Source organism: Dyadobacter psychrophilus, from assembly GCF_900167945.1.
Taxonomy (GTDB): Bacteria; Bacteroidota; Bacteroidia; order Cytophagales; family Spirosomataceae; genus Dyadobacter; species Dyadobacter psychrophilus.
This window is the reverse complement of the sequence record NZ_FUZA01000002.1, coordinates 837,114-858,695: the sequence shown is the minus strand read 5'-3', so window position 1 is coordinate 858,695 and position 21,582 is coordinate 837,114. Positions and strand designations below refer to the sequence as shown.

At 48.8% G+C, this 21,582-nt stretch carries 12 protein-coding genes; 4 read left to right on the top strand and 8 right to left on the bottom strand.

Annotated elements, in window-relative coordinates; all coding sequences use genetic code 11:
- Positions 1-11 precede the first annotated feature (11 nt).
- The 5 genes from B5X68_RS10570 to B5X68_RS10550 all read right to left on the bottom strand — a co-directional run bounded on the left by B5X68_RS10570 (position 12) and on the right by B5X68_RS10550 (position 8,443).
- Complete coding sequence (locus B5X68_RS10570) at positions 12-983, bottom strand: endo alpha-1,4 polygalactosaminidase (RefSeq protein WP_082215309.1); 972 nt, start codon at positions 981-983, stop codon at positions 12-14.
- A 122-nt stretch (positions 984-1,105) separates the two neighbouring features.
- A complete protein-coding gene (locus B5X68_RS10565) occupies positions 1,106-4,291 on the bottom strand; it encodes a M64 family metallopeptidase (protein ID WP_082214645.1) in 3,186 nt (1,061 codons plus the stop codon).
- 56 nt (positions 4,292-4,347) lie between these two features.
- On the bottom strand, positions 4,348-4,824 hold the full coding sequence (locus B5X68_RS10560) for a hypothetical protein (protein ID WP_141110264.1): 477 nt from the start codon (positions 4,822-4,824) through the stop codon (positions 4,348-4,350).
- A 324-nt stretch (positions 4,825-5,148) separates the two neighbouring features.
- Entirely contained in the window at positions 5,149-6,171 is a 1,023-nt protein-coding gene (locus tag B5X68_RS10555) for an LLM class flavin-dependent oxidoreductase (protein ID WP_082214643.1), read from the bottom strand.
- A gap of 139 nt (positions 6,172-6,310) precedes the next feature.
- Positions 6,311-8,443, bottom strand: coding sequence for a T9SS type A sorting domain-containing protein (locus B5X68_RS10550; RefSeq protein WP_082214642.1), 2,133 nt, complete (start codon positions 8,441-8,443; stop codon positions 6,311-6,313).
- Positions 8,444-8,730: 287 nt separating this feature from the next.
- Here B5X68_RS10550 and B5X68_RS10545 point away from each other — a divergent pair, with 287 nt between their 5' ends.
- Both B5X68_RS10545 and B5X68_RS10540 read left to right on the top strand, forming a co-directional pair.
- Entirely contained in the window at positions 8,731-9,267 is a 537-nt protein-coding gene (locus B5X68_RS10545; protein WP_082214641.1) for a YceI family protein, read from the top strand.
- 165 nt (positions 9,268-9,432) lie between these two features.
- Positions 9,433-9,888: a hypothetical protein gene (locus B5X68_RS10540; protein ID WP_082214640.1), complete on the top strand. Its 456-nt coding sequence runs from the start codon at positions 9,433-9,435 to the stop codon at positions 9,886-9,888.
- Here the strand turns inward: B5X68_RS10540 and B5X68_RS10535 are convergent.
- Positions 9,862-10,437, bottom strand: coding sequence for a hypothetical protein (locus B5X68_RS10535; RefSeq protein ID WP_141110263.1), 576 nt, complete (start codon positions 10,435-10,437; stop codon positions 9,862-9,864). The two genes, B5X68_RS10540 and B5X68_RS10535, sit on opposite strands and share 27 nt — an antisense overlap.
- Positions 10,438-10,702: 265 nt before the next feature.
- Between B5X68_RS10535 and B5X68_RS10530 the strand changes: the two genes are divergently transcribed.
- A complete protein-coding gene (locus B5X68_RS10530; RefSeq protein ID WP_082214638.1) occupies positions 10,703-14,812 on the top strand; it encodes a hybrid sensor histidine kinase/response regulator transcription factor in 4,110 nt (1,369 codons plus the stop codon).
- 134 nt (positions 14,813-14,946) lie between these two features.
- Positions 14,947-16,167, top strand: coding sequence for an amidohydrolase family protein (locus B5X68_RS10525; RefSeq protein ID WP_212567995.1), 1,221 nt, complete (start codon positions 14,947-14,949; stop codon positions 16,165-16,167).
- A gap of 88 nt (positions 16,168-16,255) precedes the next feature.
- On the opposite strand, the gene B5X68_RS10520 is transcribed toward B5X68_RS10525, so the two are convergent.
- Positions 16,256-19,402 carry a glycoside hydrolase family 92 protein gene (locus B5X68_RS10520; protein WP_082214637.1) on the bottom strand — a complete coding sequence of 1,049 codons (3,147 nt, stop codon included), beginning with the start codon at positions 19,400-19,402 and terminating at the stop codon, positions 16,256-16,258.
- Positions 19,403-19,416: 14 nt separating this feature from the next.
- Positions 19,417-21,576: an FN3 associated domain-containing protein gene (locus B5X68_RS10515; protein WP_170916624.1), complete on the bottom strand. Its 2,160-nt coding sequence runs from the start codon at positions 21,574-21,576 to the stop codon at positions 19,417-19,419.
- Between the last annotated feature and the right edge of the window lie 6 nt (positions 21,577-21,582).

Here is a 21,582-nt window from a genome sequence, read left to right as displayed (position 1 = left end):
CGAAAATCTGCTTAATCTTCAAAATATTCAAAGGCATCAATAATATCAAGGTAAACCCCGTCGAAACCGGAGGCAACAATTTTGCTAAGGTAGGAGTCCTGGTTCTTATAAATAAGGCCCTGCCATTCCTCATTCCAGTATTTCACTTTGTAGTTACCGGGCCAGTCGGGATTTTCAGCTGCTATCCAGGCAGGCTTGTTTTTTGCCCAGGTTTCCTGCCAGTAATAACGATAATCTTCGGCCTCTCCTATGGACATATAACAAATTACCAGTCGACTGCCTCCATTGGACTTTACGCGTAACTGTTCCACTTCGGCAGCGGTAAATGGTTCGTCATTGAGAAATAAGTCCATGATAACCGCATCGTAGTTTGTGGCAGCAACCGCATCAATAAAAGCTGCCTTTGTAGCATAACGCTCAGGATTTATAAGATACAAAAAGTTCTTTGCCTGGCTCAATGACGTAATGTTTCCTGCATTTACATTGTTAGGAACGGAGGTTGGAATAACATCGAGACTGCGTTGCGTCGCAGCGTACGATACATAGCCCGCGGCAGCATTTTTTTGGTAAGAGTCGGCAATTTTTGATGCTGTTGCAGTGTAGTCTGTAACCAGAATTTTTTTACCTGCATTTTTGGAAACATCGAGCAGTCGCCGCAAATAGTTGGAATTCTCCGGTTCCGTAGCCTGGTCATCATTTTCATAACCAAAGAAAAGATCTTCCTGGCCATTACCGTCGATAGCGGATAGGTAAGCGGTGGAAGGGCCGCCATCATCTTCTCCATTGGTTGTAACCAATTCGATTCCATTTTGCGGAATAACAGCAAAGTCAGGGTTCACTGCCTTGGCTGACTTGCTGATTCCTATCACATAATCCCGCATGTCCTGCTTAAAGTTGCGCCCGTTTTCGTCTTCAATCCCGATGTCGTCATTATTGCAGCTTACCAAAAGCAATGCGAAGAATGTCACCAGGGTAAATTTCATATTTTTCATTTTATGGAATTATCTCATTCCCGAACGAAGATGCTGAAATATTATTCTTCTGAAAGATTTCATTTTGAACAATAAGTTCTTGTATGATATCGCAGCAGTTCTGAATCCATCCATCAGAGCTCTTCTTCCTCGTCAAGCATTTGTCTGGCTTTTTCCAGGATCGCATGAAGCTTGCGTGAATCCTCCTTGGAGCGTTTACACTTGCAGCAATTAGCGATGAAAAGCTTTAACCATCCAAGCAACAGTACAATTTCCTCGCGTTCCTCGGGATGCTTTTCCGCCAGCCGCAATAATAAAGCGCCAAGCTGCTTCTGTACAGCTAGGGCTTTGCGGCAATCCGGATCGTTTCCTCCACCATTCGGATCCCCGCCGTTAGGGTCGCCGCCATTCGGGTCACCACCGGGTTGTCCCGGCTTGAAGACCAATCCCGTGAAAAGCCGGTAGCGGGTTACAATAGCACCAAGAGGGGTGGTGGCCATAACCACGGTTGACACAGGATAAACGCCCAATTGGTAGGTGTCGCTGAATGTTCCGCTGTATTGTCCATATGCAGTTTCTGTCAACGTGATGATGCGGACTACACCATCCGGTCGCGTAAAACGTGCTTCTACGGGGGCGTCGAGCTTAACCGGCTGTCCATATAAAGTTGGTTCGAGAACCAAGAGCATGGATGAACCGGGTTCATATGAGCTTTGCGAAAGAAAACCATTCAGACGCATGTCACTCCGCGCCTTAGCCATGACGGAATAGTAGAAATTCACACTGCTGCCCTGCGCGTACCCATGTTTCAGCACTGGCCGGCCCCGCCGACTGGCCATCCACACCCGCCAACGGCCAATGTGTGCCTGCGGACGATCCGGGAAAGCCGGGAATTGACATCTGAAATAAACATGGCCTTCACCCGTCACAAACATAAAATTCGGGAAAGTGCTTCCTGCGTCACCGGGGCGCACAATGGTACCATCGGGAGCCTCCAGCCACAATTCAATGGGCGGATAAGCAGAAGCTTTGCGATAAACGATGATGAAATCCACAGCCACATCCACCTCCCCAATGTATATGTCGGTAGCCTGTTCGGTACCCGGAAAGAGGATGTTGGTAGGATCTTGGACAAAGGCTTCATCGGCCACATCACTCAGGATCTGTACATAAAGCTTTTGAAGCAAAAACTCACGGTCACCCGCCAGCTCGCCTGTGATCTGCGCAACACCATTGTTGACTGAGGCCAGCTGTACAAGCTTGTCTTCCAACTGATTTAACCCCAATCCTACTGCAAACACGCGTTGCCGGGGAATCTTTCCAGCGACGGCTGTGCTTGCGGCGGGGATGTCCGGACTAGTGTTCTGGATTCCGTCCGTCAATACCACCACCGCCCTTGCATTGGCGACAGCGGTATCCAGCACCGTACTTCCTAGGATCGTCCCTCCTCCGATTGACGTTGCACCTGTCGGGCTGAGGTTGGCAGCCGTCAGCACGCCCCGTGCGGACGCCCTTCCTGCGCCTGTTTCAGGGTCTCCAGCAATAACCAGGGTTTGAAGCACATCGCCGGGATTATTGGCTGAATGGTTGAAACGGACTATACCAATGCGGTCATTGTCTTTCAGCAAAGCAATGTAAAGATTGGCAGCCTGGATTGCGAGATCCATTTTGGAAGCGCCCGGAACGCCTGTCGGCTCGCTCATACTTCCCGACCGGTCTATGACCAGCACCGAATCTACCGGCGGCGGGTCGATTGCACGGGCTACCAGGTTCAGGGTGACGGAAGGTGTTATTGCATCATCCGGAGTGGTGATGGTCAGGTTGCCGTTGAAGTCAGGTCCTCCTGCTACGGGGGATGAAAACGCCACATAAACACGCCGGGATGTGAAAGACTGAGCGGGCGTTGGGGCCGCTAATGTGAAGTTCAGGCTTGTTCCAGGTGCATATTCGAAACCGGCTGGCGTGCCGCCAAGTGTTACGTGCAACTGCGACGCGCAGGGTCGCTGGCGGTTGCGAACTTCAAACCAGCGATACATGGTAAGACGCCGGCTAACATCTCCGAAGTTCAGTGTCGTCGCTCCGTCTGCTGTCTGAATATCCATGCGCGCAGAAGGAGTACATACGTTCGCATCCAGCTCGATGCTGAGCGTAGGCGCATTACTTGTAATGAGAATCGTTCCGGTGCGGTCGCCGTTCGTGAATGCAGGCCCGAACGTAACCGATATCACTTGCGTCTCCCCTGCGGCCATGCTGGCGAACGAATTCGGCGCGACAGAAAAGTTGGGGCTATCGCTGTTCAGTGAAATACCGCTGACAGAAACACTGCCTACATTGCTGAGTTGAAAAGTAAGCGTTAGTGTTGACCCGCTACCGACGCTCCCAAAATCAAGCTCGGATACAGATGCAGCCAGGGCAGGAGCAGTAAAAAATGGCCTTAAACGTTCCTGTACCGCTTCGGCACATACACGGCAAAACGGTTGGGAAGAACTGCGCATCCGGCAAGTATAGGCCGGCCGAAAATATCCGCAATGATAATAGCCAGCACCCTCATATAGGCCAATTTCTTGATCGTCCGGTCTTACATTAGCGCGGTTGTCACAGGCCGAACAATCGGGATTCTGCATGGTGGGCACCGGGGTCAGCGGCCCCACAAGGTGTGCCCATTTCAGGCCAGCAAGACTGGAACTGGCCGTAATGTTCGGATCTGCCGGCTCCCCGGCAGGTGCATTGTCGCGATCTGTTTCTCCGCTTGAACATCCCTGCCAGGTGCTGTACTCGTCCGCGAGACGAAAGGCGGCGTGGCCCAGTTCATGCATGACCACATCGAGCCAGTCGGCGCTGAGTGCGGTGGCAAAAACATTCCCACTGGCGCAGCCACCCCGCTCAGCGCTGTTGACGAGCACTGCGCCCGCATGCCATTGCGGCAATTGCGCGGTAAGCGTGCTGCGAACAAGTGTCCAGTCGCAGGCCAGGCACCGCCTGATACCTGACGAACAATAAGTAGCATCGAAATAGGTGTCGGCTGAGACTGCCGTGGCAGTCGACATATCGGGGCAAGTGGCGGGGTTATCCGCGCCGGCATCATCCGAGCGGACATTAAGGCGATGAATATTAATAGAGGCCAGCAACCCTTCGCTAAACCAGGGCTCGGCGCGGAATGCGTCAACGATATCCTGGCAGCGGGTGTTGAAGTCAGTCTGGGCGGCGGCATTCGCACCCTGAAAGCCTTCGGCAACAATGACAATATTAAATCTTTGATTGTCGGGACCGTTGTCCAATATTTTGGTCAGTCCGAATATTTCTCCATCAGAAGCAGCCATAGTGATTTGATGTTTGAAACGGGTAAAAAAAAGTATGGAATGTGCCTGTTCAGCCGCTAGTGCTGATGTCCTCCGCCGGGGTGGTCGGGTATGTCGCCGCCTATCTCCCTGGGCAATGCCAGGACTGTGCGTTTTGGCCCGCTGGCGGTAGCTCCGTCCTGAGGCTTTTGGTTTGAGACGAGGTGTACTTCGGATATGCCTGCTACATCAGGTACGAGAATTTCGAGCGCAATGTCATGCGGCGGATGGTTTAAACGCGTCATTTCGCCGCCTTTTGCAAATTGCTCCATACCCAGCAACGGGTCGGGCATTACTTCGCGCTGGTAAATGCCTCCCTTGCCATCGACAGCCTCTATCCAAAAACCCAGGCTCTCCGCTCCGGCAGGCAATGTGTCCGGGGCAGGCAATGTCATGCTGGGAACGAGAACTTGTTTAACGATCTTCCATTCCTGCCTGCTCCATTGTATGGTGACGCGGCGGACGGGACAAGGATACCTGACTGCAATTAATCTGGATTGGTTTTCTGTAGACATAGCTTGGCTCCTTTCACTATTTAAGTAGGTAGAACTCTCAATGCACGTCCAAAACTGACGTACAGAAACAAGCAAAAAATCTTTAACGAAGCTGTTAGAAACTCATGAAATCCGGATCAAACGACGTCATACCCGAAGCAAAAAACAAGTACTACTTATTAACCGGCAAGCGCCACTTTTATCTTCTAACTGATTTACACTCAGGTATTTTTACGGAAAATGACAGGTAAATTCCCCTCTTCTCTCAGGGGTTTAAAAACACAAAACCCGCCCTACGATGAGGGCGGGTTGATTTTTTAAAAACAGGTTTCTTTGACAATTAGGCTAATCAGCTAAAATATTTTCAACCTGCACGCTTTTCAGGACTTCATAGCTGTGGATACGCGCTTCTGGATCATAGATGTGACTGGTGACCATCAACTCGTCGAGCTGAGTATGTTTTTGAAAATAGGCAAGATCACTGCCGACTTTTTTCCTGTCGCCGATAAACGTGTACTTCATCATTTGTCTCACTGCGGCTTCTTCATATTCTCCCCAAAGGCCTTCCATAGTTTCCACGGGTGGTTGCAAGGGACGGCGTTTGCCCGTAATAATTCCTGTGGCCAGCTGAAAGAACGAGGTAGCAAGACGCTCTGCTTCCTGGTTCGTGTCTGCTGCGATCACATTCACACAAGCCATTACATAAGGTTGGGCAAGATATCGCGACGGCCTGAAATTCCGGCGGTAAAGCTCTATCGCGGTCAGGAAATGGTTGGGGGCAAAGTGGCTTGCAAATGCATAGGGTAACCCCAGATGTGCAGCTAACTGCGCACTGTCTGTACTCGAACCCAGTATCCAGATCGGTATTTCCAGCCCTTCGCCGGGAATCGCCCGTACTTTGGAATTACTGTTCTCTTTTGAAAAAAATGTTTGCAAAGCAATCACATCATCGGGAAAGTCCTGGGCGGATTCCATGTAGTTGCGCCTGAGCGCGCGCGCAGTCACCTGGTCTGTGCCGGGTGCGCGCCCGAGTCCCAAATCAATGCGGCCCGGGTAAAGTGATGCCAATGTTCCGAACTGCTCGGCAACCACCAGCGGCGCATGGTTGGGCAGCATAATGCCGCCGCTTCCCACACGGATCGTATTTGTGCCGCCGGCAATGTAGCCAATCAGGACCGAGGTGGCCGAGCTGGCGACGCTTTCCATATTGTGGTGCTCGGCGAGCCAATATCTTTTATAGCCCAGTTCTTCAACGCGCTGTGCGAGGCGAAGGCTGTTTCCAAATGTTGTGGCTGCATTATTTCCCTCCGTGATCGGTGCAAGATCAAGAATTGAAAATGGTATATCCTGAATAAGTTTGTCTGCCATATCGATTAACTAACTGTAAGAATTCTGTTAGTTAAAATCATTTAATCCGCACGTGAGTTCCTTTTACCACAGGTTTGTTTACATTGAAGGGGCGGTCTACATGTCTTATTGGCTTTAATCACCAGACCGCCCCTTATTTTTACTGTGCAATAAGTATTTTCTTCGTTTCAAGAGAATCTCCCTTTTTTACTTGCAGCAAATAGATACCTGATGGTGCTCCTTCCAGGTTGATACGCTCCTGGTGCGTTCCTTTGCCTTTTACCTGTCGCTCATGCCAGGATCTCCCTTTCATATCTACAACGCTAAGCGTTCCTATCTTGCCCGGCTCTAATTGGAATACGGCTTTAAACTCTGATCTGGTGGGGTTTGGATATGCTTGCAGTGACAAAATATTTTCTCCTTCTTCACCGGCCTCCGGTGCAGCCATTCTTGCGTTTTGTCCTCCTCCGGTTATGCAAATCCTATCCTGCCGACAGCTTGCGCCAGGTAACCCCTGGATTCGTATCACATTGTTTCCTACTGACAGCGGAATGTTTAGTGTTTCCTCGCGCCAAACGATATTCCAGCTATGAGTGGCGGGAAGCTGCGCCGATGCGATGGCTATATTGCCGTTAACGGACACACTTACATTTGCAATGCGGGCGGCATAATAACGGAGTTTCAACTGGTAAGTTCCTGCGGTTTGCACGCCGGTTACGGGATAATCTAAATAATAATTATAATTGTTTTCGGCACCCCGTGTCCCGCCATTCGATGCATTGGGATCGGACGAGACCGGTCCGCTGCCACTTACATCCTCTGATTCTATACAGGTACTGAAAGGTTCCTGCACACCTCCGCAGTTGCTTACCCTGATATTGACGGTGGAGGTTTTAGGCGCACAAGCGTCTTTAACTGCTGTAACCGTGTAAGCGAATGTTCCATTGGATGCAGGAGCATTCACATCAATAAACCGGCCTGGCTTGTCAACGCCGTTGCCGCTCCATTGATAAGTAACCGCATTGCAGTCGTAACCCACGCATTCGGCTCGCAACGTAAATGCACCCGAACATACTGGCCTGTCATTCAAAGTGGTGGCCTCGATGGTAAAGTCGCAGAGCGGATTGTCGGGCCCGCCGTCGCCTCTGATACAAATTCTGTCTTGCCGAACCGGACTGTAAGATGGCTCTCCCACAATGCGGATCCTGTTATCTCCTTTATTCAGCTTAATGCGCAATGTATGCTCCGCCCAGACGATATTCCACGAATTTGTAGCTGGAAGGCCTGTCCGTATGCCAAATTCTCCGTTCACAATGACATTTACAATCCCATTTCCAGCGGCATAATAGCGTATCGTCAGCAAATGCCAGCCGGTAGCTTTCACACCGGTCACCATGTAGTCTACGTAATGGTTCCAGTTGTCCGGTGCACCTCTCGTCTTGCCATTTGATGCATTGGGATCGTCCGTAATCGGTCCGGTACCATTAGAATTTTCTGCTTCTATGCATGCAGTGAAAGGTTCAGGATCCGGCGTACAGCTGGTAACGGTTACCATTGTATTGGCAACTTTACCCGGACAACCCTCTTTGTTTGCAGCAACCGAGTAGTAATATGTTCCGTTCGCCGGAGGCGCATTCACTTTGGCCGACTGGCCTGTTACGGAAATATCAGAGCCCACCAAGGAATACACCAACCCGTCACAACCCGGCCCGGAGCAGCCTGCATCAAGCGTAAATTCTTCCGAGCATGCAGGGGTTGCAGTGGAAGTTGAGACTGTTACATTGAAGTCACACGAAACGGGTCCCTCATTACCGGCGCTCCCTGTCACACAGATCCTATCCTGGCGAACAGGACTGTAAAACGGCTCACCCATGATCCGGATCTTGTTATTGCCTTTGTTCAGGTTGACGTTCATGGTGTGTTCTGCCCAGACAATATTCCACGAATGCGTGGCGGGCAAGCCTACCCTGATACCAAATGCTCCATTCACCATGATATTTACGACACCATTACCGGCTGCATAGTAACGGAGCTTAAGGGTGTGCGAACCGGTGACTTTCACGTCATTCACCTCATACTCCACGTAATGGTTCCAGTTATCCTGTGCGCCACGCGTCTTGCCGTTGGATGCATTCGGATCTTCGGTAATCGGGCCGTCGCCCGTGGAATTCTCGGCTTCCACGCATACCGTGAATGTTTCTGCGCCGGCGGTCGACGGGCTGTTACCAAAGACCAGATTGTAAGGAGATAAACATAAAAGGCTAAAAAGTAGAGTCAATGCATAGCGTTTCATTGGACATGGTTGTTAAGTAGTGAAGATCTTTTGCGTTAAAGAATCGCTGAAACTTCAAATCAATCTTGATTTGCTATGGACAAGGACACGCTCACCCGATGAAACCGTGGCATTTTATGGACATTTCTTTTAATAAATATTCTTTTTGAGTGTTTTACAAAAGCAGTATACAAGAGGTTAGTGCTATCCTTTGGTATACTACTATATTTTGTATATCCAACATTCCTAATTTTGAATGTCAGAACAAACGGACGTTTGTATCAAAATGAAATTAAATACGCTTTAAAATGTCTAAAACAATTTGGAATGTAGATGCGCTGCATTCAGAAGTTCAATTCAAGGTGAAGCACCTTGTTATTTCAACAGTTACAGGCTCTTTCAAATCCTTCAATGGCAGGGCAGTTACCGAAGGAGATCAATTCGAAAATGCCGGAATAGAATTTAACGTCGATGTAAAGAGTGTAGACACTGGTCAGCCAGGAAGGGACGAACATTTGAAAAATGCCGATTTTTTTGAAGCTGAGACTTACCCTCAGTTTACATTTACATCAACGTCATTTACACAAATCAAAGGAGATTTATACAAGCTGGTTGGTGATCTTACCATGAAAGGAATAACCAAGGAGGTTGAGCTGGAAGCAGAATATGGCGGCACGGAAAGGGATCACTTGGGGAATATCAAAGTAGGTTTTGAAGTAAACGGAACCATTGACCGCAAGGACTTCAATGTTACGTTCAATTCGCTGACCGAGACCGGCGGGCTGGCACTCGGTGAAAAAATCAAGGTCATCGCGAACATTCAACTCGCCAAACAAGTGGCGTAATTGTTGCGAACTGAAACCGTCAGGTCGCTCTGTACAATCTAATTACTTGCTTCAAAAGCCGGCTTTGTGAATCGCCGGCTTTTTTGCTTTCAACTTTCAGATTTCCGCTTGAATATCAGTCGCTTGGAACGATTATTGCTCATCTGTAGAAAAACTTGTCCGACCATGGAGAACGTGAAACAGATTGTAAAACAGGTGATTAAAATTTGGCGCCTTTTTAAAGCCCAGCAGTCAGCGCTGACGGTTGCAATGCGGCAAGACATACCATTTGAGATGAGAAATTTGCTCAGCAGGGACTACATGATTTGTTTGGTGATCAAGAAAGAAATGGCAAACCTGTATGATTCGCTTAAATGCTGCATGCGCGACGGTTGCATAACACGGCCGGATAACTATAACGACGACATCGCGGTCCTCAGCGACGATGTGGGTATGGCATTCGACAAAATCGTAAATATGCACCAGCAAATTGCCATCGAATACCGAATTCTGCTTGACCTGATAAAAGACACGAGCATCAATGCCACCATTCTCCACCAGCATTTGAACCAGATAGATAAAATGAGCGAAGACCTTTCGGCTCAATCAAAAAGTTCACAAATGGAAGGCGTGGAGGAGTAAATTGCTGTCAATCTTTTGCATCCTAGCTCTTTGCCACAGGATGAGTGCCATTGAAGTCCAGGCGATTAGTGAATAGATATTTGAAAAATGTAAAACGATTGGCGTCCGGCTCAACACCATTGTAAGCGGGAACCACAAGCCCATAACAACTGGCAGCCAGCATTGGTATGGGCCGAGTACTTTGGCACGGACCGTGGCGATACCCACTAAAAGCATCAGTACGTGGCTTACCGGCCAGAAAATATCGAGCGCCCAAAATAAGGAAGGCTTATAATCCGGGGCGACCAGCTGCCATACATTAGATATATCCGCAAGAAACAATGCTATCATTACGAGCACAACCGCCCATTTGCCAAGCGGATCATTACCGGCTAGCCGAAGCCGTCGCATAGCTTCCATTCCTGCAAGCCAACCAGTGATATAAATCAGCCCCCAAACCCCGGTCCACCATGGCTGTCCCACTCCGGGAAATTTGGCTTCGACATAAACGCCGATACACATAAAGGGTGCGCCTATGAGCGCTGCCAGGATCAGTAATCTTGTGTTCATAATATTGTCTTCAATTTCGATCAATGAATATGTTTTGGAAAAGCGTTTCGATAGCCAAAGTTGCTGCCACGATCTTATTTGACAAAAACACTTGGGTATCAAATGGTAAGGATGATTAATGGATTGCTGAAAGAATGTGATAGATCGGATTTGTTAACAGATGCAACGTAACGGCATCCACGAAAATTAATTATCTTGTCTGAGGTTAGTATTCCGTGTAAACTGTTAGTAATTACGGGATTGCCGGAGCATAAACTAAGCTAGGATGAGAAAGTCAATAGGTTTATGGTTAGTAATGTTGCTGCTGTGCGCCGGCAGGACTGCAGCCCAGATAAATCCGGTTCGCTTTGCGCACTTATCTACGCGGCAAGGTTTATCAAATAATTTAATCAGCTCGATTTGCCAGGATCGTGAGGGCTTTTTGTGGTTTGGTACTGCTGATGGTCTCAACAAGTATGATGGATACAACTTTACTGCATTTCAATTTGATCCCAAAGCCGGAAACAGCACATTACAGCATACCATCATCACGGATATCCACGAAGATCAAAAAGGCCGCATTTGGGTGGCAACGATGGGCGGCGGTTTACACCAGGTTAACAAACAAACGGGCAAAGCAACTGCGTACAATCAGCTCCCCGGACTTTCTTATTATTGGAATGTTCACTTCAATATGTTTGAGGACCGACACGGTTTGTTATGGATTGGCACTCCCCTGGGACTTTTACGTTTTGATCCGGTAACGAGAAGATATAGCCGGTTCCCGATCGAACGGGTCAACCACATTATCGGGGAAGATGCCGGGGGTAACCTGCTGATAGAGGTGAAGTCCAGAGGGCAGCTTTTTCGGTTTGATAAACAAACAGGCCGCTTCACGCCCATCCACATTAATCTGCCTAAACTTTCCCATAACCCAAACGTATGGCGCAGGGCTGCCAGCGGGCGACAGTTTGCGTTGCCTTACCAGGCCGATAAACCGGTGAGCCCCTATGCTTTTTTACTGGACAAATCCGGTGAGCTTTGGATTGGAACGGAGGGCAATGGGTTGTTCCGGACAAAAATAACCGGCGATACACTTACGCCAGTTGCTTATAATCCGAAAGGATTAGTATATCAAACAATTTATGAAAGTGGCCTGTTTGAAGACATGGCCGGGTCTCTCTGGGTTTCTTCCCCCGAGGGCTTGCAGCATATCAACACGGAAACAGATGAACTAATAACTTATCGATCTGCCCCGGCGCAGATTGGAAGTCTGAGCAGTAATGACGTCCGTGCTGTTTTTCGTGACCGGACCGGCGCCGTCTGGATAGGCACGGATAATGGTATTGACCAGTTACCGGCAAATCCAAAGCCCTTCTATACATATCCCAGGCACCTGCCGCAGGCTCCCTTCCGCCTTGCGGAACATAATTTTCAGGCAGTGCTGCAAGATCATACGGGAACGATCTGGCTGGGAAGTCTTCAAAAAGGACTTTTTCGCTGGAAGGGTGCCACGGGACAGCTGGAACACATCTCTGCACAACCAACAGATGCGAATTCTTTGTCAAGTGAGGGCGTTTCAACCCTTTTCGAAGACCATGCCGGACAGGTGTGGGTTGGCACGAAGGAAGCCTTGCACCGGCTGGACAGGGCGAAGGGGACATTTACCCGTTACCCGACCAAAGTGCCGGCAATGTGCATTGACGAAGATCGGGACGGCAAACTCTGGATTGGCGGATCGGTGGGTTTGAAGGGAGCAATCGGATATATTGACCCGGCCACCGGACAATCCTTTTATTATACCCGGGATGTTTTGCAACCTAAAAGTGAGGCAGCCATGGCCCCGGCCCGCACACTAAGCCATTTCCTGATATTGGATTTGCTGGTGAGCAAAACCGGTGATATCTGGATTGCTACTGCTCAGGGGCTTAACAAGCTGGATCCGAGAACGGGTAAGTTCATTTATTATCAATCCGGCCGCGTTTATTCGCCAGGCCTGCTCACTGATAATTGGGTGCGCGCATTGTATGAGGACGAGAATGGCATTCTTTGGGTCGGCACGAGTCATGGCGGTTTGAACCGTTTCGATCCAGCCACCGGAAAATTCTCTTATTACTCAACCAAAAACGGGCTGCCTTCCAATCAAGTCGTCAGCATTGCCCCTGACAACCTGGGAAACCTTTGGCTGGGTACGGGCCACGGGATCAGCCAGTTCAACCCCGCTTCCGGCCATTTTAGAAACTTCGATATGAGTGACGGGCTGCCTGATAATGAATGCAACCTGGGCAGTGTGCACAGCCGCCAGGGACGGTTGCTGTTTGGCACAATCAATGGAGCGGTTGGTTTTGAAGCGGGCAGGATCAATCGAAACGCCATTGTTCCTCCCGTTCATCTGACGAGCTTAAAGGTCCAGGAAAAAAGGCGGCCAGTCCCTGCTGGTTTGCTGGAACTTCCGTATGAGGAAAACTTCGTTTCCTTTGAATTTGTGGCTTTAAATTTCAATTCCCCTGAAAAAAACCAATACGCATATCAATTAGCGGGTTTGGATAAAGACTGGATCTATACTGGTAACCAGCGCCTTGCACGTTACACGGACCTGCGACCCGGCACCTACACCTTTCGTGTGAAGGCTTCGAACAACGACGGCGTCTGGAACCAGGCGGGTACTTCACTGCTCGTCATCATTCATCCGCCGTGGTGGCAGACGGGGTGGGCATATGCATTATACACAATGCTCATTTTGAGCCTGATCTGGTTGGCAAGGCAACATCTTATCAATCGGGAACGGCTTCACAGCCAGTTGAAATTCGAGCGCCTTACCGCCGAAAAGTTGCAGGAAGTCGACGCGCTTAAATCAGAATTCTTCGCCAACCTCTCCCACGAATTCCGGACACCATTGTCAGTGATCAAGGGCACGATTGACAAGTTACAATTTGAGCATGAGAACAAACATCATTCAGATTACCAGCTCATTGAACGGCAAGCTGGTCAACTGCTTGACATGATCAACCAGTTGCTGGATCTTTCCAAACTGGAAGTGGGAAAATTAATGCTCAACCCACAGCCTATTGATCTGAGCAGCTTTTTGAAAGAGCTGGCCGGGTCTTATATTGGGCTCTTTGAAAGTCGCCGGATAATTTATCGCTACACCGTTCCTATGCAGGCTGTCTGGGTAAGCGCAGATCAGGACAAACTTACCAGGATCTTTTCTAACCTGCTGACCAATGCTGCCAAGTTTACCCCATCCGGCAAAATGGTGCAGTTTTCGGCTTTTGTAGAGGATTTGTATAGTAACCCCCTTTACTTGCGGGTTATCGTCCAGGATGCGGGGATAGGCATTCCCGAACACCAACGCCAACATGTTTTCGACCGGTTTTTCCAGGCGGATAGCTCTGTTACCCGCCGTTATGAAGGCACGGGAATCGGGCTGGCGCTGGCAAAAGAACTGGTAGCGCTACACGGAGGAGTGATAAGCCTGGAAAGCGAGCTGGAAAAAGGCACCACTTTTACTGTCACATTGCCTTTTCCTGTGGCCAGCCAACAGACTAATTCTCAAACGCCGGTTACCCTAACAAGTCCTGATGATACAGCTTTTGAGGAAATCTACGCGAACCCGGCACAACACAAAACCCGGCTGCTCATTATTGAAGACAATGCCGATTTGAGGCATTTTCTGGTGGATTGTTTTGCCCAAATATACGAAACACTGGCTGCTGGCAATGGTGATGAAGGCTTTGAACTGGCTGTAACACATTTACCAGATCTGATCATTAGCGACGTTATGATGCCGGGAACAGACGGTTTTGAACTTTGCCGCCGCCTGAAAACGGACGAGCGGACCAGCCATATCCCTGTTGTAATGCTGACGGCGAAAACGGGCATAACAAATAAACTGGCGGGCCTGGAAACAGGCGCGGATGATTACCTTACAAAACCATTTGAACGCGCGGAGCTGCTCATGCGCGTTAAGAATCTTCTTGCAAGCCGACAGCATTTAAGAGAACATTTCAGCCGACAATTGCTCGTCCAGCCGGCTGAAATAACAGTAACCTCAACAGACGAAAAATTCCTGACCAAAGTCTTTGCTTTGCTGGATACTAACCTTTCTAATGCCGACTTCGATGTAACAATGTTCAGTCAGGAAATTGGCATGAGCCAAACCCACCTCCACCGCAAGTTGAAGGCCCTGCTCGGGCAATCGGCGAACGAACTGATCAGGACCTTCCGCTTAAAACGCGCTGCCAGTCTGCTTTCTCAGCAACACGGCAACGTCAGCGAAATTGCATTTATGGTAGGCTTCACCAACCCGAACTATTTTACCAAATGTTTCCGGGACCAGTTTGGTCAAACCCCCACCGAATACGCACGGAGTCATGCAAGCTTGTCAGCAAAATAATTCCTTTTTCCTACAAAAATTGACCATGTTCTATTCTTGCTAGATACTGGCAAAAGTGTTATAACGCTTAACGGTCGGCTTATTTTAAGTTTGAAGGCATTCTCAATTTCTTCAAACCAAAAATCTTACATGCCATGTGTGCTCGCAAAACCAGTCCGTTTAATGATAACAAAATGAATACGCCGGTTAACCGCCGGACTGCATTGGCTCAGCTATCTGCATTTGCTGGTGTCGCCTCCTGGCCTGGCTCTATTGCACAGCCTGAGCCCGACAATGCCATGCAGCCGGTTGCCAAAAAAGCCGTCAGGAAGATCGCCACGGAAGAAGCTTTCATGATTCCGGAGGTGGCTGCTGCTATCCGTGATCTGGTGCGAAAAGGTGGGTCAAATTTGGATTTCAAGTTGCTGACATCGGTTTTTGACAGTCCCGCCGTTGCTGAGGACCCGTCAAAAACCCCACCCCCGGTATCAAACCGGGATGCGAGCGCAAGATTACTGCTACCTAAACTACTGGATTTAGATGAAGGCCGGATAGCCCATATGGATGCAACTGGTGTAGATATGCACCTGCTTTCAATGAGCCTGCCGGGTGTGCAGCTCTTTGAAGCCGACCAGGCCGTAAGCCTTGCCAGTCTTTCCAACGATCGGTTAAGCGAAGCAATTCGCCGCCATCCGACGCGGTTTGCTGGTCTGGCCTGTTTTGCTCCTCAAAATCCGCAGCAAGCTGCGAGGGAAATGGAACGCTCGATTAAAACACTGAAACTGAACGGCTTTCTGGTCAACTCGCATACGGGAAACGGGTATCTTGACGAACAGCGCTTTTGGCCCATCCTGGAAGCTGCCGAAGCGCTGGGCGCCCCGCTCTACATTCACCCGAGGGCTCCGTCTGACGGCATGGCCGCACCTTTCCAGGATTACCGATTGGAAGGGGCCATCTGGGGATACGGCATCGAAGCGGGCACACATGCCGTGCGTTTAATGCTTAGCGGTGTACTCGACCGTTTCCCGAAACTGCAAATCGTGCTGGGCCATATGGGTGAGGCACTGCCTTTCTGGCTTTGGCGACTTGATTTTATGGGTGCACCCGGGGCGCGTGCCGGACGTGGTAACCAGCTTAAACCGAGCGAGTATTTCAAACGAAACTTTTCAATAACAACCAGCGGCGTCGAAGATCCGCTTGTGCTTCGCTTTTGCATTGACAAACTTGGGATTGATTCTGTTATGTGGGCGATAGATTATCCCTTTCAACCCAGTGGCCCTGCGGTAGCATTCATGGATTCGGCACCGCTGACGGATGAAGAACGTGCAAAAGTGGCGCACGGCAATGCCGAACGCATCTTTCGTATTGCTACGTGAAGAAGTCGAATGATTCTTGAACCCCGAAACTAAAAGGAGTCCTGCAAAAGATTGTTATCGCAACCGCGGAATAAGCATTGCTGCTGTATCAAAAAGTGGCATCAGGGAGTTTTCCTATTCCCCATTCGGTATTGGGCATTGGCCCCATTTCCAGTATTAAGGAACCGCCTTTCAGCAAGTCGGAAGCTTTGAACCAGAAGTTGGTAAGCAGCTTGCCATTGAGTGATGCATTTTGGATGTAGATATTTTTTCGTGATGTATTTTTGGCTTCAATGGTAAAAGTCTTGCCCCTGCCAAACTGCTCGCCCAGGTTAATGACCGATTTTTTAAACATTGGGCTTCCGATTTCATAGATCGGGTCCATCCGTGTTCCACCGTCTGTCTGAAAAAGTCCAAGGGTGCTCATTACGAACCATGCGCTCATCTGTCCCTGGTCTTCATCCCCCAGATAGGCGTTGGAAACTTCATGTCCGTAATACCGGTCCACGACAGAACGGCTCCATTTTTGTGTAAGCCAGGGCTTTTTTACCCAATTAAAAAGAAATGCAAAATGCATGGATTGCTGATTGCCCTGCACGACGGGATAATCCCAATATTGATCATTAGGGCCATTAAACCGCCATTTGACGCTTTCGTTAAAACCCCAATCCAGTCTTTTTACAAATTCGCTTTCACCCATAGTTTTGGCAAGGCCGGGGACATCCTGCGGAACAAAAAAGGTGAGCTGCCAGGCATTACCCTCCACGTAATGATGGTTGGCGCCGGACTTAAAAGGATCAAAATCCGCCAGCCAGTTGCCTTTTGCGTCCTTCATCCGGGCAAAGCCGGTTTGAGGATCAATGACATTCTTCCACCATTGCCCTCTTTCACCGAACTTCTGGTAATCCTCCTTCTTGTTCAGTGCTTTGGCAAACTGGGATACGGTAAAATCGTCGAAACTATATTCCAATGAATTTGAAAACCGTCCTTCATCATAGGGCACATACTGATGTTTCAAATATGTTGTCAGATCTTCATTGCCCGCCCGCCCGCCGCCTATTGATTCGGCGGCTGTGGTTTGCATTTTGTAAACGGCTTCATACGCTTTGTTGACGTCGTAGTCGCGGATGCCCATTTGGTATGCACCCACGATCAGCGGGACCTCATGCTCGGCCACCATTACGGGAATGTACTCCATGCCCGCCGGCCCCTTCGCCAGCCAGCCGCCACGATCGTACATGGCCAACTGGGATTTCACCCATCTGTTGGACCATTCGGGCGTAACCAGGTTCCAGAACTGGTTGAGATTCCAGAAAGTATTCCAAAACGCGTCGCAACCCAGTGCAACATCATCTTTATTCCGGAATTTATTAACGACCTCATCGGCATCCCGCCAGCTGCCATCCACGTCGCTGAATGCATTCCTGCTCGCCAGCGACCGGTACATATTGGTATAAAATCGCTCTTTCTCGCGCTTGTCGTTACTCGATATGGTTACGCGGCCCAGCAGTTCATTCCATACTTTTTCCTGATTATCCCTTACTTTATCAAAATCCCATCCGAACGGATCTGAAATTTCTGTCTTCAAATTCAGTGCCGCATTTTCAACGCTTACATACGAAATACCGGACCTTACCTGAACAACTTGATTTGTTTTTGTGTCAAATTCAAAGAACAGCCCAGCGTTTTTTGCACTATCTGCCGAAAGATTGCTTTGCTGTTTGACTTCATCATTCAGCCAAGCTCCGTAGTTTTTTATGGGCTGATCAAATTCAATGACAAAATGGACTTTGTACTGCTGATCGATGCCGCCCGACCAAACATCGTTCGAAAGCTGATCGCTGAACCCTTCAATGCGCTGGGCGCTTACTTTATCAACTTTTATATTCTTCAATTTATAACCATACTCGGTCGGGATCTGCAAGTCGACCATTATGCGGCCAGTTTCACTATTGTTGTAGGTGTATTTCTGGAAAGATGCACGCGTCGTGGCGGTCAATTCTGCCGTAATGTTGTTATCCGTCAAATTCACTTTATAGTAACCCAAAGGCGCCTCTTCGGAACGCTTGTCGATTCGTGAACGGTAACCTTCATCCGGTTTGTTCTGGTCACCCATTTTAATTTGCAATGGTCCGGCTGTGGGGAAAATGCCAAGCCCTGTCATTGTCCATTCGTGAATGTGGCTGAATGTACCAATCGATTCAAAAGTAGGGTCATATCCCGCCTGCCAGCCATTATTCTGGTTATCAGGACTCAATTTCACCATGCTAAATGGCATCCACGGACCGGGAGCGATCATCCATCTGGAATGTCCTGCGCCCAACATCGTGTTCACATAACCTGCCGGCGTTCTTAGTTTTTGCTTACCTCTTTTAATTTTACCGGAACCAATGAGCTCTTTGTCAGCGAAAACCTGAAATGTTCCCGATCCCGGTTCTGTAACCGCAGGCATAGGCGCTTCAAGCATGTAACGGTCCTGTTCTATTTTTTGATTCAAAATTAACTTCCCATCCAGTTTCACCTCGATCAGCGGCTCGCCACGAAGCTGGGTTATGTCTATCAACAAGGGCTGAACGTGCTTTCCATCCACATTCAGTTCATAGTCAGCCGCACTAACATTTCTTAGCAAAGCTTTCCCGGGAACCGCCAGCACGGCCTGGGCTGGGCCTTCAAGCCGCACCTGATCAAATGCCAGCCAGCCGCCTTGCAGGGTTGTCATCACAATCTCATTTACTCCCGTTTTAATCAGCTCAGAGGGAATTTCGATTTTGACAAGCTGCTCTTTTGGGTTGGGTTTAAATTTGTCGGGATCTTTGTAACCGGATCCTTTTTCCAGCTGAAAATTCCACGATTTACCATTGACGGAAACCTTGAAAAAAGGTGCGGACAGTGAATCGGTCTCTAAAATATCCACCACAAGCTGCCACTTATCCGAAGCTGGTTTGCTTTTAATGTCAAATAAAACCGTAAGGAAATGCGACCTGATCCCGGAAGTGCCCCCTGTTCCGCCCCAGCCATTAACTGGGCCTGGGAGCACGTACGGCCAATTTTCGTTGCTATCGGATTGTCCAATCAGAAAAAAATTATCCTCATACCCGAAGTCCTTTTCCAGAAAACGTTTGAACTGATCGGGCGCCAGGGCCATGCCCGCAGGAGCATTATCGGCCTCCCCTATCTTCCATATCGTTTTTTGCTGCGCATTGGCCCGCAGGGAAGCGAAAATGAATACGGAAGCAATAAGTAATGTCCTTATCATATCGCGGGGTTGATTTAATTTACAAATACTTCATCTACAAACACCCAGGCTTTATTTCCCTTGTTTGAGTGCCATGACGGCAATTTTGGTAACGCTTTGGCGACCAGCTTGATACAGCTTACACTTTGTTTTTCGAATGGCACCTCGTACACGATGCCTTCCACTCCTGGAATGTCTTTCAGCGGGACTTCCGGGGTCAGGACTTTCAGTAATTTAAGCGATTTTTCGTCAGTGCCGCCCCATACTTCAATGCGGGTCGGAGGGAAAATAGAACCGCCGAGATTCCTGAGCATACTCAGCGTAATGCGGCTTGCATCAACCGGCTTTTTAAAGTACAGATAGCTTTGGAAGTCCTCGTTGTAGCCGAGCCATTTGCCGCTATTCTGCTCATTGTCGCTTTTCACTCCGTCAATAAGCGTCGCGCCGGCTCTGCCCGCATATCGCTGATCGGCCGGTTTTACGAGTCTGACACTGTCAACGTGCAGGCCCGCTTTGAAAAAGAGTCTGTTAACCGGCTTGCTGCCATACCATCCATCTTTATACGCCCTGGCTTTCAGAAGTGTATTTTTTGCAAGAAAAACAGGCTTACTGTAAACGAGTGAATGTATGCTGTCGGGTTCGGAGCCATCCAATGTGTAGCGAATGATTGTTTGGGGGATCTGATGTTTCAAGGAGACTAAGCCGTTGGCTGAAAGAATCTGGCTTTCATTCACAATGGTGGGCGGAGTAAGCGGCAGGATAACTGTATCGCTTCGGTAACCCGTCTCAAATGCTATTTTCTGAACCTTTCTTAATGCGGCCAGTTCGTCGGTGCTTAGTCCGGTGCTCCAAATAAATACCTTTTTTAAAGCCGGAAACGTTTCCAGCGACTTTACCTGAGCCATTTTAACGGCTGTTCCGCTTAGTGACAATTCTCTGAGTTTTTCGAGCTTTTTCAACTCGTTCAGCGTGGCGCCGGTAATGTCGGTGAAGTTCAGAATCAGCTTGCGAAGTTCCGGGAACTTGGCAAGGGTTTTTAAATCCTCGTCTTTTAAAGGCATTTTACTCAGATCCATTGAAACGATCTGCTTTTTCAGAGGCATTAACCCTTCTATTTCTTCACTTTTAAAGTTTGCACTATTATAAAAATTCACATACAATGCCGGTGACTCGGCCGACAGTGATTTAATCAGTCGGTAGGTAGAGTTCAGTTTTTTGACCTCGTCCGCGTCCGCTGCACTAAAATCGTATTGCTCCTCCGTCCGGTTGCCTCCCAATATTTTCTGCGCATAGGCATATACAGGATCCTGTCCCGATAAAGCGCTTACTTTTTGATTAAAACGCGAACCGGCCTTTACCCAGGCAGCCAGCAAAACCACCTCTTCTTCCGTAAGCTGCACTTTTCCTCGCGGCGGCATGTGCTTTTTGTCGTCCAACGGCAAATGCAGCCTGCTGATCATTAAACCAAGGTCCGCTTTGGTCGTGTCCCATAAAACACCATTCTTGCCTCCTTTAACCAGCAGTGCCTGCGTCTGCATCTGTAAATTGCCTTTTGATTTTTCTTCATTATGGCAGGAAATACATTTCTGTTCCAACACGGGTTTTACAAGATGTTCATATACTTGAGCCTCTTCCAATGCAACGCTTTGAGTTTCTTCTTCCAACGGGCCAAGGGGTGAGATCAGGAAATCTTCGCCGTGGGTTAAATTCCCCCCTAAATGTCCTCCCACAAATAAGACCAGTACAAACACCCCGGCAACGATTTTTGATACCAATTTCCAGGGCATCAGATACTTACGTAGTCCGAACCAGGCAATGCTCAAAAGCGAAATTGCCACGCCTAACCATTTATGCCAAAGCAATGTATCGGATTCATAGCCGTCTTCCCTGGATAAAACAAAGCCGGAAAATGCAGCAACAGCCGCAGTAAATGCGCCTATCACCAGCAAAGTATCTGCCACTTCTGCATTCCAGCGGGTCGACTCGGGCTTGTCGATTGTTACCACCCAAACGCTATAAAGAATCAATACGACCAAAGGAAAATGGAGCACCAAAGGGTGCATCCTTCCGACGGCCTGCATCCAGAATGGAACCTGGAAACGACTTTCGAAGATCAAAAGAAAAACAAGTAACCCATTCAGAAAGAAGGCTAAATTAAAAATCAGCCCTTTCCAATCTGATATATATCGACGCATTCTATA